Here is a 17,005-nt window from a genome sequence, read left to right as displayed (position 1 = left end):
TGCTGTGTATTGTTATTCTGTCTTCAGAATCATGGATTGAATAAAGGACTTCAGTTCATCACTCACATTGTTCAACTGGTCAATTACCTCGCTAAATTCCGTGACGAGTTCAGCTTGCTGGGTGCTGGACTGGGAGATGGACGCAATCTCCTGCTCCATCTGACGGATGGAATGCTGCACGTCCTGAAGGGAGCGTTCGATATTCACAGTAGCTTCCTTCGTTCCGGTGGACAGCTTGCGCACTTCGGAAGCCACTACACCGAATCCAGCGCCCGCTTCACCCGCTCGTGCTGCTTCAATAGCTGCGTTGAGGCCGAGTAAATTGGTTTGTTCAGAGACTTCCCGGATAAACGAGGCCACTTTATTGACTTCCGCTGCATTTTGAACAGCGACCTTGGTATTGTCCAGAATTTGTGAAGAGGAGGCAGTCAGCTCTTCGGATTGGGCCGCTACAGTTTGGACCATGTCCGTCAGCCTGCCGCTGATGCTACTGATTAATTCGGTGAAATGTCCAAGCTGCTCTTCATTTTTGAGGGAGAAACCAATGGCCAGGGTACCCACAATGTTTCCCGCTTCATCGCGCAGAGGCGTAGCTGTGGAATTAAGGGCTGTTCCGTAATGCTGTGCTTCAATATGATTGGCAGAAGTCTCACCATTAATCAGGGCACGGCGTAATGTCGGATCCTCAAGTGAAATGGGGTCACCTGCCTTAATACCGAGGTCAAGATCCTCACTTGGTGCATAATACCAGAATTTCTCGGTGTCGGTTACAGCAATCATTAGATTTTGTCCCTTAAGCATAGTTTTGAAATATGGACTTGCTGCGACCATGGCTTCAACAATGTTCATCCAGTCAGCTCCTAAGTGCGGTATATTTGTTTGATTTTCTTTGACTATACATCGTCCGGATCACAGAGATTATGAAGACCTAGAGGGAAATATATATTCAGTTCTTCTTATTGTAACAATTTCAGTAGCAGAAAGGGAAAAAGGAAGTCCTATTTTACTAGTCATCCTCTTAGATTTTATGAAAAAAAGCCGCAAAGGATATCTCCTTCGCAGCTTCATAACAAGCTAGTATGGGTAGCACAACGTTGGTTGAGCTCACTTACCATCCATAATTCCTTCATTCGTTCGTACCCATTATAGGGTTCAAAAGAAGACCTACCCGCCGATCTGGGACATGCGCCGTACGGTTGGGGTATGGCTTTGCATTTTTTGCTCAAGCGCCAGCGCCATCTCATGGTTCTTCGGCTTTGTGCCGAGTGCCTTGAGGAAGAGGGCAGCCATCGCATCCGGATCATCAACATAGCGGCGAACATTGTACTCATCCGACCAGTACAGACAGGCCTTGATGTGTCCGTCTGCCGTCAGGCGCAGCCGGTTGCAATTATCACAGAAGTGATCGCTAACCGGGTGGATCAGTCCGAAGGTTCCCTGTGAACCAGCAATCTTCATGTTGCGGGAAGGACCATTCCCTGCCGGTCCGGATGTGCTCTCTACAGTCCAACCGGCTTCCGCACACACATCGGTGACGGTTTCCAGCGGGAGATACGATTTGCGCCATGAATCCGAAGCATGCCCGATTGGCATGTATTCGATAAAACGCACATGCAGCGGTTGATCGATCGTCATCGCAATGAAATCCTTGATTTCGTCATCATTGATGCCCTTCATCAGGACCACATTCAGCTTGATTGGCGCAAGTCCAGCAGCCGTTGCAGCTTCAATCCCCTTGAGCACTTTATTGACGTCTCCTCCGCGGGTAATCATGGAGAATCGGTCCGCATGAAGGGAATCGAGACTGATGTTAATCCGGTTTAACCCAGCGTCTTTCAGTGCCTGGGCCTGTTTGTCCAGCAGGAGCGCATTGGTCGTCAGCGCAATATCCTCAATCCCGTCGATCGCCGAGATCATGCCAACAAGTTTATGCAGATCCTTGCGTACCAGAGGTTCACCGCCAGTCAGGCGAACTTTGCGCATGCCCATCGGGGCGAGCACCTTGAGCACCTGGGTGATTTCCTCGTAGCTCATAATTTCATCATGCGGGGCGAACTCCATGCCTTCGGCTGGCATGCAGTACACACAACGCAAATTACAGCGGTCCGTAACGGAAATACGGATGTAGTCATGGATCCTGCCAAACGAATCCTGGAGCATTTCCATGCAGACCACCCTTTCATTGATTCAGATTGGAAAGCTTCTATAAAATGAACGAGACGACAATGTCGAAATTCAAAAGAACAGTTGCATCAAATTTTAGCTATTTCTCCAATCCACGTCAACGATAACGTCAGGTGGCAGCAATTTTTTCGGGATGAGTCAGCTGGAATTGCCCCACGATTTGCTGCAGAAATACAGTGATGGCTTCCACATTATGCGAAGACTGTTGAACATGCATCATGTCACTCAGCAGTGCCATCATCTCGGTCTCCACCTCTGCGGACGTGGAGCGGTTTTGTTGACTGATGGCAGCGATATTTTCCATAAGTCTAACGACTTGATCCACGACCTGTGTCCTCTGCGAATCTTCGGCTGACGCACTTTGCAGCAGTTGTGCAGCTGCTTGAACCAGTGTGCTTCCTTCAGCAAGCACCTGATTTCCCTCATGAATGGAGCGGGCAGCGGTATCGGCTGCGGTAGTGATATTGTTCAGAATCTGATGGATATCCTCGGTAGAGGAACGGGACAGCTCAGCCAGCTTGCGAATCTCCCCGGCAACGACAGCGAAACCGCGGCCATGCTCACCGACACGTGCTGCTTCAATGGATGCATTCAGCGCAAGCAGGTTCGTTTGAGCCGATATCTCATCAATGGCTGCAAGTGCACGGTAAATGTCCTGCATGGTCTCCATAAAGGAAAGAATCGTACGGTTCGTATCCTTGACGGTCCCCGAGATCTGTGTCATTTTGCCGCCAATGCGCTCCACTTCCTGACGTGCGACCACAATCTGTTCTGTAGCCGAGGCTTCCAGCTGCTGCAGGGTAAGACGCATATGATCGGCAGCCAGCTTGGCTTGATCGAGATTCTCCAGCTGTTCACGTATGCCGTGGATCATGGACCCAATCTTATGATTTACACGTTCGGTCGTAACTTGGGTCGTTTCGGTGGAAGTGCGCATCTGATACTGGTTGTTCATTACATCCACGGTGGCAACCTGAACCTTGAGCATGATGCCTTCGAGCGAGTCAATCATGTTATTGATCCATTTTGCGAGTTCACCGGATTCATCCTGTGCAAAAGTGGATGGTTCCAACCGCTGGGTCAGATCGCCCTGACCTTCCGCGTTGATCCGAATAAATCGGCTGATGCGCCGCAAGTCCTCGTGCACACGTTGATTGTGTCTCCGTTGCAGCTGATCTGCAGTGACCAAACCCAGAATGATATTAAATGCCGCCAGAGCTGCTGCACTCCAAGCACTTCCTGATAAGGCATATACGAGGGCAGCTCCCCCAATGCCAGACAAACCGATAAACAGGCTGTGCAGCTTGAACTGACGCCTGCCGATACTGCGTACCCGGTATACTTCCTCCAGATCACCTTCGCACATCATGCCCCATCGATCAGAACAGTGGGGAAGCTGGAAGGTGATGCCTTTGCCAATAACAGAAATGTGACGGTAGTCGGAATAGCCCGGATAGGCTGCAAACAGATTCGACCCGTTACGAATGGTATTAGCAACGCCAGGATGCAGCTCCCCAGTGGAAGGGTCGGTGAACATTAACTCCAGTTCGGTATGCTCTTTGACGGATACAATCCCCCAATTGGTTGTGACACCATCCTTGAGATTTTCGCCATGTGTAAATGTATGATCCTCAAATCGGCTGCGAGACAGAGCTGTTCCTGGCTGCAGATGCGGACGCAGTTTCGACTCGGCCATGAAGAGATAATTGTCTCCCGAATCGGGATAGACATGTCCAGACTCCCGTTGGATCAAGTCCCCGAGCACATCATTGGGGATTCGGCAGCACAGTGAACCGATGTAGCGTCCTCCCTGTATCATGGGTTCAATGAACATGAGCGTGACATCATCGTGAAAAGAGGAGGAGCGAGGCCCGATCTCCAAGGTCACTGGGTCCGAATAGGGTCCATAGAGACATCTTTTCCCGGTCGCATCTGCTCTGGCATATTTCAAGCCTGGTCCAATGGAAGCTTCGTTATCTTCATAGATCTGCCCAATATGTTTTTTATATGTAGAAAATACAACCTGATTCTGTTCGTCCAACATAAAAATCTCTGTGCTATCTGCTGCCCGGATGTACGCTGCTTTGAAGCATGCATCCCATTTGCTGCTATTTTGTACGATATGTGCTGTGTCCAGAAGTCCTGCTGACTGGATCTGGTGCACGAATTGATCCATATGACGCCACTGTTCATCTGCCCAATCCAGTAGAAGCTGCCGCCTAGTTTCGGCAATTCCCTCAAAAATCTGCTCCACATCATTCTTGATATGTGCGTTCAACCGATACGACCGCCATAACGGCCACCCTTTTCTCCAGCCAAGCCAATCAAACATACAGACCACCCCGATCTTTGAAGTTGAAAGCTTAATTGCACAGCCCTTTCCTGATAAAACGATATGGATTCTGTCATTTCCAAAAGAAGTGGTATTCCTATCTTTTCCATATAAAACGTTATACAAGAAAAACGACAAGAATACGAGGGTATATGTCAAATTTTCCGAATATTTATTCAATAAATACAAAGAAACATGCGCTTTTTAAGGAGGACAGGTATGCGAAGGACCTATATTATAGGTCTTAGTGTACTGGAATCCGTACCCAGTTCTATACACATGCTCGAATAAGCCATCCATAAAGAACATTGAAATACAGGCTATATATGCATATCGAATAACGTGGTGTCAGATAAACCATCCATGGGCTGACATCATTCTGAATGAGAATTTGTCTCATTTTACACTGTGTAACATGAACAGGCCTATACTCAAAACAGTCTGTATAATGTAATCTCCGCCCAATGATTTATAGTATTACCTAACCAGAAAAACCTGTTACGTTCGTGAACGCAAACCTTCCATTCGGCCTTGGTGTGAAATGAAAGCTAACTTCCCCGCGAAAAGGAGAATGCCCATGTCATCCATGAACGTCCCCGAAAATCGCCACATTGAAATTGATCATGTATCTGTCGTTTTTGGTACTGGAACCAAACAGGTCACCGCACTGTCTGATGTGACGTTCCACATCCAGTCCAATGAATTCGTCTCGCTGCTTGGTCCCTCAGGCTGCGGCAAGTCGACATTGCTCAGAATCATAGCCGATCTGCTGCAGCCGACTTCAGGCAGCGTCCGCATTGCAGGCTCAGAACCTGAAAAGGCGCGTCTGCAGCGACAATTCGGGATCGTATTCCAGACGCCAGCCCTGTTTGACTGGCGCACGGTACGTCACAATGTAGAGCTGCCGCTGGAGATCCTGGGCACAAGCAAAAAAGAATGCCGTCGCATCAGTAGTGAGCTGCTTGAGATGGTGGGGCTCACCCGATTTGCTGATCACTATCCTTGGCAGCTCAGTGGAGGCATGCAGCAGCGGGTATCCATTGCCCGTGCGCTCTCGCTGGATCCGCCGCTGCTGCTGATGGATGAGCCGTTCTCCGCGCTGGATGAATTCACGAAAGAGAAGCTTCAACTGGAACTGCTTGAGATCAAGCGGTCCACGGGCAAAACCTTCCTCTTTGTCACGCACAGTATCCCCGAAGCCGTATTTCTGTCAGATCGCATTATTGTCCTCTCGGCACATCCCGGGCAAGTACATTCCATTCACTCTGTGGCGCTGCCTTCGGATCGAACCAATGACCTGAGAGAGACCGAGGACTTCTACCACATGCTGACCACCATTCGCAATTGTTTTCATGAGGAGCGTGATCCGGGCCATGTCCCTGCGCTCACTTAAACTGGATTACCGATCCTGGATCGTGATCTGGATTCTATCCTTATTGCTGCTGTGGGAGGGTATAGCTTGGATTCTCCACATGTGGATGTCACCACAGCAGGCTGCATCACGTCTGCCTTACCTTCATGACGTTCTTGCCGCACTGGTTCGCTACTCGGGCACTCTCGCTGAGCAGGGGGCAGTGACGTTTGGCAATGCAGCGATTGGATTCGCAGGAGGAGCAATGCTGGGGTTGATGCTGGCGCTTCTAATGAGTGCGGCCGTCTGGCTGGAACGGACACTATCTCCCTATGTTATCTCCTCGCAGATGATCCCAATTATCGGTCTCGCACCGATCGTGTACGGCATTATTCATCATGCCGAGTGGGCCAGGATCGTCATGGCGGCTTATGTTACATTCTTCCCCATTGTCATTCACACGTTAAAAGGGTTAAAAAGTGCCGCACCGGAGCATCTGGAGCTGATGCGTTCCTGCGGAGCCTCGCTGACGGCCAGATATATCAAATGCCTGCTGCCTTCAGCCCTACCAGGACTGTTCTCCGGCATGAAAATCGCTGCCCCGCTAGCTGTTACTTCTTCCATCGTCGTTGAACTGATGGGTGCACCCGATGGACTCGGTGTCCTGATGGTCAGTTCCTTGTATTATGGCAGTGCTCAAGCCGGCATGTTCTGGGCTACGATCATGCTTAGCATCGGTATTGGCCTAATTTCGTATCTGGTCATCAGCCTGGCCGAGCGTTGGTTAACGCCTTGGCAGCCCGAATTTAGAGCCAAGGGAGGGAACACGGTATGAGGGAAGGGGTAATGGTGAAGCGCAGCCGGGATGAGAACGGAACGGCTGCTGTATCCGGCTCTGCAGCTTTGCCCGGTTCAGCTATGGCTGCTTCTGTCCCCGGCTCGGAGATTCAGGGGCAGCAGGGACAAGCAGAACAGGAACGGCCAGTAGGTAATGCGCCGAGTAAACGGGTCATTCTACATTTGCTCCCCTGGCTGGCGGGCCTATGTTTTCTCGCCTTGTGGCAGCTCCGGTTGTTTCATCAATTATTTTCACTGGAAAGTTACCAGCTTCCTGTACCTTCAGCCATTGCAGCTTCCATCCGGGATAATGCGGAAATGCTCTTTCGATATGCCCTATATAGTGGAACGGAAATGCTGGGAGGTTTCTTGCTCGGTTCTCTTCTGGGGGCGGTCGCAGCCGCAGGTGCCTCGTTCTTCCCCATCAGCGGCAAGGCAGGGATTGCAGTGATGTCGGCTCTTAACGCAGTACCAATTGTTGCACTGGCGCCCATCATGAACAACTGGTTTGGGGACGGCATCTGGTCACGGATTGCCGTAGTGGCCGTCATTACGATGGCAGCCATGGCAGTCAGTCTGTTCAAAGGGCTCACTTCCATACAGCCGCAGTACGGTGAACTGCTGGACGGACTGGCTGCAAGCCGTATGCAGGTGTTCTTGAAGTTGCGTTTGCCACACGCCATGCCGTCCCTCTTTGCCGGACTGAAGATCAACATGTCCACCAGTATTATCGGTGCCATTGTGGGCGAGTTTTTTATCGCTTCCCAAGGTCTTGGATATCTGCTGTCGGATCAGATTCGGCTCGCCAACATGCCGCTTGCCTGGTCTTGTATCGTCATTGCCGCCGCTCTCGGCATCGTGCTCTATGAAGCCGTTGTACTGGCGGAGAAGCGGCTCATTCCATGGAACCGTGTGCGCACTAACGCATAACCCTCACCATCGTGCGGGAACACCACAGATCCGCTGCAGTACCTGATTGAATTCTTATATAAACAGGGGGTTGTTTGTATATGTACAAAACGTTGAAATCGGGTTTGATGGTCGTTGTGCTGATGCTGGCGGTTGCCTTGCTGGCAGCATGTTCCGCGAAGACGGAGCCGTCTGCTGACCCTGCTGCTGCAAGTTCAGGAGGAGACGCAGAGCAGTCCTTAACGAAAGTGAAAATTCAGCTTAAATGGGTTCCGCAGGCCCAGTTTGCCGGAATTTATGCCGCGAAGGAGCAAGGTTTTTTTGAAGATGAAGGCATTGATGCAGAGATTATTCCGGGTGGCCCGGATATCGTTATTGAACAGCAGGTGGTCAACGGTGCAGCCGATGTCGGCATCACGGGGGTTGACAGTCTGCTGGTGAGCCGTGACAACGGTCTGCCGCTGGTCTCCCTTGCCCAGATTTCACAGAAGAGCAGCTACCGCCTGATCGCAAAGAAGTCGGCAGGAATTACGGATCCTGCCCAGATGAAAGGCAAAAAGGTAAGCACATGGTTCGGCAGCCAGCAGTTCCAGGTCCTCGCTTTTATGGAGAAGAACGGACTTGATCCGAAGAAGGATATTGAGCTGGTGAAGCAGGGGTTTACGATGGATCAGTTTTTCAATGACCAGGTGGATGTCGCGACAGCAACCATATATAACGAATATCACGTTGTGCTGGAGAGCGGCGTACAGGAGTCCGATCTGGATGTGTTCAACATTGAGGACGCTGGCGTAGGCATGCTGGAAGATACATTGATCGCGAAGAAGGACTGGGTCGATGGTAACCGCGATCTTGCCGTTAAAGTCACCCGTGCCATTCTGAAAGGCTGGAACTATGCCATCGACAACCAGGAGGAAACTGTGGATATCGTCATGAGCAACGTGACCGACGGCAGTACGACCCGTGAACATCAGGTTACGATGCTGGAGGAGATTGCGAAGCTGATTCGTCCGGAAGGATTTACGGAGCAGCAGGTGGGCAGTTTTGTGGATGAATCGTTTGCCCGTACAGCAGATATTGCACTGAATTATGGATTGATCAAGAAGGCAGCCAATCTGGATGAAGCGCTGGAGAAGAGCATTTACGAAGAAGCGGTGAAATAAGGCAGTCGAAGGAGGATGGCGAATGAGCTCCGTGGATCAGCAACCTCAGCCGCTTGGCGGTACCAAGGAAGAATGGCTGGAGAAAGACCGCAAATATGTGTGGCATCACATCTCGCCTCATAATGATCATCCAATGATTGCGGTCAGCGGGGAAGGCAGCTGGATCACGGATCAGGATGGAACGCGGTATCTGGATGCCATGTCCGGGTTATGGTGCGTGAATGTGGGGCATGGACGGGAGGAGATTGCGAAGAGCGCATATGAGCAGATGAAATCACTCGCTTATGTGCCGATGACCCAGAGCCACGAGCCGGCGATTTTGCTGGCAGAGAAGCTGAACGAATGGCTGGAGGGGGACTATCGAATCTTTTTCTCCAATTCCGGATCGGATGCAAATGAAGTGGCGTTCAAAATAGCCCGTCAGTTTCATCACCAGAATGGTGAGCCAACGAGGCACAAGTTCATCTCCCGTCACCGGGCTTATCATGGCAACTCCATGGGCGCACTCGGTGCCACCGGGCAAGCTGCCCGCAAGATCAAGTACGAGCCGCTGGGCGTGGGCTTCTCCCATGTCCCACCCCCGTATTGCTACCGCTGTCCGTTTGGACGGAACAAGGAGGGGTGCGGACTCGAATGTGCAACCATCTATGAAGAGGTCATCCGCTGGGAAGGCCCCGAGACTGTGGCCGCAGTGATCATGGAACCGGTGATTACGGGGGGCGGCATGATTGTCCCACCTTCGGACTACATGCGTACAGTGAAGGAGATCTGTGAGCGTTATGGTGTACTGCTGATCGTGGATGAAGTGATCTGCGGGTTCGGTCGTTCGGGACAGAAGTTCGGACACCAGAATTACGGGGTGCAGCCGGATATAGTCACCATGGCCAAGGGGATGACCAGTGCGTACTCTCCATTATCGGCTACAGCCGTGCGAGCGGATCTGTATGATACGTTCCGTGAACCCGGACCGGATGCTCACTTTCGCCATGTGAACACCTTCGGCGGCAATCCGGTCTCCTGCCGGGTAGCACTGGCCAACATCGAAATCCTGGAGCGTGAAAATCTGGTGGAGCGTGCCGATGAACTGGGGCGAGTCCTTCGTGAGAAGCTGGAGCCGCTGCAGGAGCTGCCTGCGGTCGGAGATGTTCGAATGTTTGGCTTCGCCTGCGGCATCGAGCTTATAGAAGCGGATGGCTCCCCAGCTGATGCAGGGAAGGTGGCGCGCGTGCTGGCCATTTGTAAGAAGGACGGCATTCTTATCGGTAAAAACGGGGACACGGTACCCGGCTTCGCCAACATTTTGACGATATCACCGCCCTTTGTCACCACGGAGGATGAGCTGGAGCTGATCGCGGAAAGTTTGCTTAAGGCACTGCGGAGTGTGGAGGCAGGATAGTGGATGGATAGAGAATTCCAGGAACGACTCTTGTATGACTCGTGTGAATAATAAACCATGTGGAGGCGAGGGAAGATGCAGACCACAACCGGAATAGGCATTAACCATCTTCGGTTGAATGAACGAATTGAACAATTGTCCCGTATTGGACGAATCGGAGAGACGGGCGTTTGCCGGCTTGCCCTCACCCCTGAAGATATGGAAGGCATTATCCAGGTGCGTCTCTGGATGGAAGAATCTGGACTGGTGACCCGTCTGGATCCATTCGGGAATCTGATTGGCCGCCTGGAAGGTGCTGATCCTGCGCAGCCCATTTTGATGATCGGCTCGCATATTGATTCACAGCCTTATGGCGGTCGGTATGATGGTGCCATTGGTGTCCTGGGGGCCCTGGAAGCTGTGCAGTGCCTGATGGAGAGTGGCCTTCAGCCCTTGATGCCAATAGAGGTCGTAGCTTTTTGCGATGAAGAGGGTTCCCGATTTAACAAAGGCTTGTTTGGCTCCCGGGGAATGACCGGGCAGCTGGAAGATGGAGAACTGGAACGGCAAGACAGGAACGGGGTGACTCGCCGGGAGGCGCTGGAAGCCTTCGGATGCTCGGTAGAGAAATTCGCTGAAGGAGTGTATGCACCTGATTCCATCGGCAGCTATCTGGAGCTGCACATCGAACAGGGCCCTGTGCTGGAATCGCTGGATGCCCCGGTGGGACTGGTTACGGGTATCTCCGGTCCATTATGGCTCACGATTACGATCAAGGGCATGGCAGGGCATGCCGGTTCGGTACCGATGGCCATGCGTCATGATGCGCTCGTAGGCAGTGCCAGAGTCATTGCAGCGTTTGACGACATGGTTAGAGCAGATCCGGCTGCACCCACGGTTGGTACTGTGGGCAGTCTGAGGGTGTTCCCCGACTCGCGCAACATTATCCCTGAGGAAGTCAGCTTCACCTTGGATTTGCGCGATATGGAGATGGAACGCCGCAACCAGCTTGAAGCCCGGCTGATGATTGTGCTTACTGAAGTATGCGGTCAGCATGGGCTTACCTATTCCGTGGCTGAAGATACCAATAGTGAACCGCGCTACTGTGCGGAACGAATCAAGGCAGCCATTCGCTCATCTGCAGAGGAGATGGACTTGTCCTTGCCGGAGCTTATGAGTGGTCCATTCCATGATGCACTGGCGCTATCTTATGTGTGTGACTATGGCATGATTTTTGTCCGCAGCAAGGATGGGATCAGCCATCATCCGAGTGAGTATTCCTCCCCGGAGGACATTGCGCTGGGAACGGAGGTATTATACCGCACGATTCGGCAGATATGCAGGCAGCTGCCTGCTGACGATAAATCGGAGGGCTGATTCACCTTTTCTGATATGAAAAAGGAACCGATGAACGATCGGATTCATCATCTCTAATACATCCTAATTTGGGTAGAAGGAGGCGTTACTGGCGTATGGGGAAAATCAATATAGGCCTGATTCAGGCTTCGCATGAAGTGGTAGGATCGGCACCGGTTGAAGATCACAAGGAGGCTGCCATTCAGAAGCATATCACCCTGGTCCGTGAGGCTGCAGCACGAGGAGCACAGATTATCGGACTGCAGGAGGTCTTCTATGGACCCTACTTTTGCACCGAACAAAACCCCAAATGGTACGCATCTGCCGAACCGGTGCCGGAGGGACCGACAACCAGGAGTTTTCAGGCGCTTGCGAAGGAACTTGGCGTTGTGATCATTTTGCCTGTGTACGAGGTAGAAGGCATTGCATCGTATTACAATACGGCTGCCGTGATTGATGCCGATGGCTCCTATCTGGGCAAATACCGCAAGCACCATATCCCGCATGTAGAAGCAGGCGAGGGCACCAACGGCTTCTGGGAAAAATATTATTTCAGACCCGGGAATCTCGGATATCCGGTATTTGATACGGCTTACGCCAAAGTAGGCGTGTACATCTGCTACGATCGACACTTTCCGGAAGGAGCCCGTCTGCTCGGACTCGCCGGTGCGGAGATTGTGTTCAATCCGTCAGCCACGGTGGCGGGTACATCGGAATATCTGTGGAAATTGGAACAGCCTGCCCACGCCGTTGCCAACGGCTATTACGTGGCTGCCATTAACCGGGTAGGCGTGGAGGCGCCTTGGAATATGGGTGAATTTTATGGTCAGTCGTATCTGGTGGACCCGCGCGGACGAATGGTCGCCATGGGCAGCAGGGATCAGGATGAGATTGTCATCGGCGAGATGGATACCGAAATCATCCGTGAAGTGCGCAATGTGTGGCAATTTTACCGGGATCGGCGCCCTGAGACGTATGAGCATCTGGTTAACCTGTAACTGGCATTTGAAAGGTTGTATTCAAAAAGAAGAACCCGGACCCTAATTCAATCCCTAGGAGGTGTATGTTCATGATAAACAGCACGGGAGCAGCGTTATCCGATTATGGATGGGAGAGCCGTTTTGCCGAGATGAAACCCGCCATGACAGGCAAGGAAGCGATGGAGGAATCCAACCGCTGTCTGTACTGTTACGATGCACCTTGCATCAAGGCATGCCCAACGGACATCAATATCCCTTCGTTTATCCGGAAAATCTCGACAGGTCATCTGAAAGGCTCGGCCCGAACTATTATGGATGCCAATCCGGTAGGAGCCAGCTGTGCAAGAGTCTGTCCAACCGAGGAATTGTGCGAAGGCGCCTGTGTACTGAACGAATCGTCGAAGCCCATTCGCATCGGTGATCTGCAGCGATATGCCACGGACTGGGCACGGGCGGCCAATGAACCTTTGTTTCAGGCAGCCCCCTCCAATGGCCGATCCATTGCTGTTGTTGGCGCCGGGCCTGCCGGCTTGTCCGCAGCCAGAGAGCTTGGCCGTGAAGGTTATGAGGTGACGATCTATGAAGCGAAGCCTAAGGGTGGTGGATTAAATACGTACGGGATAGTCTCCTTTCGTTTACCGCAGGAAGTGTCCCTGTGGGAAGTGGAGCAGGTTGAAGCGCTGGGAGTACACATCCGGTACGGTGTACGCATAGGCGTGGATCTGTCTCCAGAACAACTGCTGGAACAGCATGAAGCTGTCATTCTGGCTTGTGGCATGGGTTCCGTTCCGATGCTTGGGATCGAAGGAGAGACCTTGGAAGGGGTGTACGATGCCATCGAACTGGTGGAATCCACGAAACAGGGCGTACCGCCTGCGCTGAATGGTCTGAGAGTAGCCGTCATAGGTGCGGGCAACACGGCAGTGGATGCAGCCACCTGCTCGGTACGTCTGGGAGCAGAACGTGTACAGATGCTTTACCGGCGCGGAGAGGGTCAGATGACAGCCTATGCGTTTGAATATGCGTTTGCGAAGCAGGAAGGTATAGAGTTCCGCTGGTTTACGATGCCGAAGCGTATTATTGGCGATGAGAATGGGCGAGTCCGGGCTGTGGAGTGTGTGAAAATGGAGCTGGTCACGCCCCCAGGAGGCGGGCGTGCATTACCCGTACCCCAAGAAGGAACGGAGTTCATGATTGAATGTGACACCGTCGTTCGGGCGATCGGACAGAACCGGCTGCTGCCTCTCATTGAAGCTTTCGGTCTGCGTCATCACTGGGGCGTTGTCGAGGTGGAGCAGCAGACCTACCGAACGTCTCATCCGCAGATCTATGCGGCAGGGGATGTGGTTTTCGGCCAGGGGCAAGGCGAAGCCATGGTTGTCTCAGCAGCACAGCAGGGCAAGCTGGCCGCAGCAGCACTGATGAAGGCACTGCCTGGACAGGTGGAGGAGACAGCTTGAGATGAGCTTGTGCTTCGTATGCTGTTCAGACTACGAAGCCACCGAGTGCAGAGCAAGACCATATATGCAAACAACACCAAGGAGGGATCGTTATGGCTGACTTATCGATAAATCTGGCAGGTATTCGATCACCCAATCCATTTTGGCTGGCATCCGCGCCACCGACCAATACAGGATATCAGGTGCAGCGCGCCTTCGAGGCAGGCTGGGGAGGTGCGGTGTGGAAGACGCTGGGTGAACCGATCATTAACACGTCATCCCGTTTTGCCGCTGTACATTTCGGCGGACAGCGGGTAGCGGGCTTCAACAATATTGAGCTGATCTCCGATCGTCCACTGGAGGTCAATCTGCGAGAGATTGCTGAAACAAAGAAACGTTTCCCGGATCGCGCGGTCATTGCATCATTGATGGTAGAACCGAAGCGGGAAAAGTGGCATGAAATTGTCAAAAAGGTAGAAGCCGTTGGGGTAGACGGACTGGAGCTGAATTTTGGCTGCCCTCACGGCATGGCAGAACGGGGCATGGGGGCGGCTTCCGGTCAGCAGCCGGATCTGGTTGAGCTGCAGACGATGTGGGTGAAGGAAGTCGCGACGACCCCCGTGATCGTGAAGCTGACACCGAATGTTACGGATATTACGGCAACGGCCCGGGCCGCAGTGCGAGGCGGTGCGGATGCCATTTCTCTTATCAACACCATTAACTCTCTGGCGGGGGTGGATCTGGATTCGTGGAATACCGTGCCCCATGTAGGCGGCAAAGGGGCCCATGGCGGCTATTGCGGACCAGCGGTGAAGCCTATTGCCCTCAACATGGTGGCCGAATGTGCCCGCCATCCGGAAGTGGGCGTGCCCATCTCGGGAATTGGCGGCATATCCGATTGGCGGGATACGGCCGAGTTTTTGCTCATGGGAGCGACAGGCGTGCAAGTGTGCACGGCAGCGATGCATCATGGTTTTCGCATCGTGGAGGATATGATCGATGGGCTGAATGATTATTTGGATGAGAAGGGCCTGAGCAGCGTAGCGGAACTTGTGGGCCAGACAGTCCCCCGATACTCGGACTGGGGTAATCTGAATCTCAACTACAAAGTGGTCGCCCGCATCAACCGTGATGTCTGTATTAACTGCAACAAGTGCCATATCGCTTGTGAGGACACATCGCATCAGTGTATTGATATGCTGACCGATCCTTCCGGCGCCTATCTGGAAGTAGTCGAGGAAGATTGTGTGGGATGTAACCTATGCTCGATTGTGTGTCCGGTGGACGGGGCTATTGAAATGGTCGAGGTAGCACCTGAACAGACTCCATTAACCTGGAATGAACGTCAATCTGCGATTGCTGTGCTGCAATCGATTAGAGACCAATCAACCAAGGAGGCGATATCATGAGTGGGCGCAAACTGATTCAACATGGCGTATTGGTCACGGCAGCGGACACATTTGAAGCAGATATACTCATCGAGAAGGGGAAAATCACGCAGATTGGCATGGGCATGGTGGCGGATGACCGAACGGAGATCGTGGATGCCTCCGGCTGTTATGTCATTCCCGGCGGTATTGATCCGCATACACATCTGGATATGCCTTTTGGCGGGACAGTGACCGCGGATGATTTTGCAACGGGAACCGCAGCCGCAGCGTTTGGCGGAACAACGACAATCCTTGATTTCTGTCTGACCCAGAAAGGCAAACCGCTCACCGAATCCCTGAAGGAATGGCATGCGAAGGCCAAGGGGAAGGCTGCCATCGACTATGGATTTCATCTGATGATCGGAGAGATGAATGACCAGGTATTGGAGGAGCTGCCGCAGGTCATTGAGGAAGAAGGGGTGTCTTCCTTCAAAGTGTTCATGGCCTATAAAAACCAGTTCCAGGCGGATGATGGCATCCTCTATCAGACGCTGCAAAAGGCCAAGGAGTACGGTGCACTGGTCATGGTGCATGCTGAGAACGGCGATGTCATCGATCTGCTTGTGCGACAGGCGCTCGCTGAAGGGCGGACCGAGCCGATTCATCACGCCCTTACCCGTCCTTCCATCCTGGAAGGAGAGGCGACAGGACGCGCTGCACGTCTGGCTGCCCTTGCGGATTCACAGCTGTATGTTGTGCATGTGACGTGTGCCGAAGCCGTGGAGCAGATTGCACGCATGCGCGACATGGGCTACCGGATTTGGGGCGAGACATGCCCGCAGTATCTGACGCTGGATCAGTCCATCATGGATCAGCCTGATTTTGAAGGGGCGAAGTATGTCTGGTCCCCGCCTCTGCGGGAAGCCTCCCATCAGGAGGTGTTGTGGAACGCACTGAAGAGCGGCCAGTTGCAGACCATTGGGTCCGATCACTGCTCATTTAATTTCAAGGGGCAGAAGGATCTGGGGAAGAATGACTTTAGCAAAATTCCTAATGGTGGGCCTGTCATTGAGGACCGGCTTAGCATTTTATATTCGGAGGGAGTTGCGAAGGGACGCATCTCATTGAATCAATGGGTGGATCTGTGTTCTACCCGGGCGAGCAAGCTGTTTGGGATGTTTCCGCAGAAAGGGACACTTGCAGTCGGTACTGATGCGGATATCGTTATTTTCGATCCGTCCATTTCCCGGGAGATATCGGCGAGTACACATCATATGAATGTGGATTATAGCGCCTTCGAAGGCATGCAGGTAGAGGGATGTCCCGTTACCGTGCTGTGTCGGGGGGAGTATGTCATTAAAGATCGTCAGTTTGCAGGTGTGGCAGGATCAGGCCAGTATGTGAAGCGTGCCAAATACGATGCAGGTGCCCCCATGCCTGGGCGGCAGGCGGTTACGACAGTGACGGGAGGTTGAGGCGAATGATGGAGAATGAAGCATTTGAAGCGGAGAAATTGGCGATCGAACGAATGGTTGCGCTGGGATATCGAATCTATTCGGTTCAGGAGCATCTGGAGGGTGCCAGTGTCGTATGGGAACATCCCGATCATCCGGGCGAAATGAAAGAGCAGCATGTGGGTACAGCGTCCGGACGAAAGTGGTTCGTCCACTTTCTGATCCGGCAGCTTCAGGAACAGCGGGGGGCATAGT

14 protein-coding genes are annotated in these 17,005 nt (G+C 52.5%); 11 read left to right on the top strand and 3 right to left on the bottom strand.

Features of this window, described 5'->3' with window-relative positions:
- Positions 1-12 precede the first annotated feature (12 nt).
- The 3 genes from CHH60_RS30480 to CHH60_RS15580 form a co-directional block, all read right to left on the bottom strand.
- Entirely contained in the window at positions 13-849 is an 837-nt protein-coding gene (locus CHH60_RS30480; RefSeq protein ID WP_095360001.1) for a methyl-accepting chemotaxis protein, read from the bottom strand.
- Between the two features lie 315 nt (positions 850-1,164).
- Positions 1,165-2,166 (bottom strand): GTP 3',8-cyclase MoaA, encoded by a 1,002-nt coding sequence (moaA, locus tag CHH60_RS15585; RefSeq protein ID WP_095291142.1) that lies wholly within the window; start codon positions 2,164-2,166, stop codon positions 1,165-1,167.
- A gap of 127 nt (positions 2,167-2,293) precedes the next feature.
- The gene (locus tag CHH60_RS15580) at positions 2,294-4,516 is read right to left on the bottom strand and encodes a methyl-accepting chemotaxis protein (protein ID WP_095360000.1); all 2,223 of its coding nucleotides are present in this window, start codon (positions 4,514-4,516) and stop codon (positions 2,294-2,296) included.
- A gap of 577 nt (positions 4,517-5,093) precedes the next feature.
- Here CHH60_RS15580 and CHH60_RS15575 point away from each other — a divergent pair.
- The 11 genes from CHH60_RS15575 (at position 5,094) to CHH60_RS15525 (ending at position 17,004) form a co-directional block, all read left to right on the top strand.
- The gene (locus CHH60_RS15575) at positions 5,094-5,909 is read left to right on the top strand and encodes an ABC transporter ATP-binding protein (RefSeq protein ID WP_309147202.1); all 816 of its coding nucleotides are present in this window, start codon (positions 5,094-5,096) and stop codon (positions 5,907-5,909) included.
- Positions 5,890-6,702 (top strand): ABC transporter permease, encoded by an 813-nt coding sequence (locus CHH60_RS15570; protein WP_095359999.1) that lies wholly within the window; start codon positions 5,890-5,892, stop codon positions 6,700-6,702. Before CHH60_RS15575 ends, CHH60_RS15570 begins: the two co-directional genes overlap by 20 nt.
- A complete protein-coding gene (locus tag CHH60_RS15565; RefSeq protein ID WP_255247947.1) occupies positions 6,699-7,634 on the top strand; it encodes an ABC transporter permease in 936 nt (311 codons plus the stop codon). Before CHH60_RS15570 ends, CHH60_RS15565 begins: the two co-directional genes overlap by 4 nt.
- 80 nt (positions 7,635-7,714) lie before the next feature.
- A complete protein-coding gene (locus CHH60_RS15560; RefSeq protein WP_095359998.1) occupies positions 7,715-8,776 on the top strand; it encodes an ABC transporter substrate-binding protein in 1,062 nt (353 codons plus the stop codon).
- Positions 8,777-8,798: 22 nt separating this feature from the next.
- Positions 8,799-10,172, top strand: a complete 1,374-nt coding sequence (locus CHH60_RS15555; protein WP_095359997.1) for an aspartate aminotransferase family protein — start codon at positions 8,799-8,801, stop codon at positions 10,170-10,172.
- A 75-nt stretch (positions 10,173-10,247) separates the two neighbouring features.
- Positions 10,248-11,528: a M20 family metallo-hydrolase gene (locus CHH60_RS15550; RefSeq protein WP_095359996.1), complete on the top strand. Its 1,281-nt coding sequence runs from the start codon at positions 10,248-10,250 to the stop codon at positions 11,526-11,528.
- A 95-nt stretch (positions 11,529-11,623) separates the two neighbouring features.
- Complete coding sequence (locus CHH60_RS15545; RefSeq protein ID WP_095359995.1) at positions 11,624-12,505, top strand: nitrilase-related carbon-nitrogen hydrolase; 882 nt, start codon at positions 11,624-11,626, stop codon at positions 12,503-12,505.
- Positions 12,506-12,576: 71 nt separating this feature from the next.
- Positions 12,577-13,947, top strand: coding sequence for an NAD(P)-dependent oxidoreductase (locus CHH60_RS15540; protein ID WP_095359994.1), 1,371 nt, complete (start codon positions 12,577-12,579; stop codon positions 13,945-13,947).
- Between the two features lie 92 nt (positions 13,948-14,039).
- Complete coding sequence (preA, locus tag CHH60_RS15535) at positions 14,040-15,335, top strand: NAD-dependent dihydropyrimidine dehydrogenase subunit PreA (protein WP_095359993.1); 1,296 nt, start codon at positions 14,040-14,042, stop codon at positions 15,333-15,335.
- On the top strand, positions 15,332-16,771 hold the full coding sequence (gene hydA, locus CHH60_RS15530) for a dihydropyrimidinase (protein ID WP_095359992.1): 1,440 nt from the start codon (positions 15,332-15,334) through the stop codon (positions 16,769-16,771). The genes preA and hydA overlap by 4 nt, the downstream gene beginning before the upstream one ends.
- Positions 16,772-16,776: 5 nt before the next feature.
- A complete protein-coding gene (locus CHH60_RS15525; protein ID WP_095359991.1) occupies positions 16,777-17,004 on the top strand; it encodes a hypothetical protein in 228 nt (75 codons plus the stop codon).
- The last annotated feature ends 1 nt before the right edge of the window (position 17,005 follow it).

Source organism: Paenibacillus sp. 7523-1, from assembly GCF_002276415.1.
GTDB classification, from domain to species: domain Bacteria; phylum Bacillota; class Bacilli; order Paenibacillales; family Paenibacillaceae; genus Paenibacillus; species Paenibacillus illinoisensis_A.
This window is presented reverse-complemented; position numbering and strand designations above follow the sequence as displayed.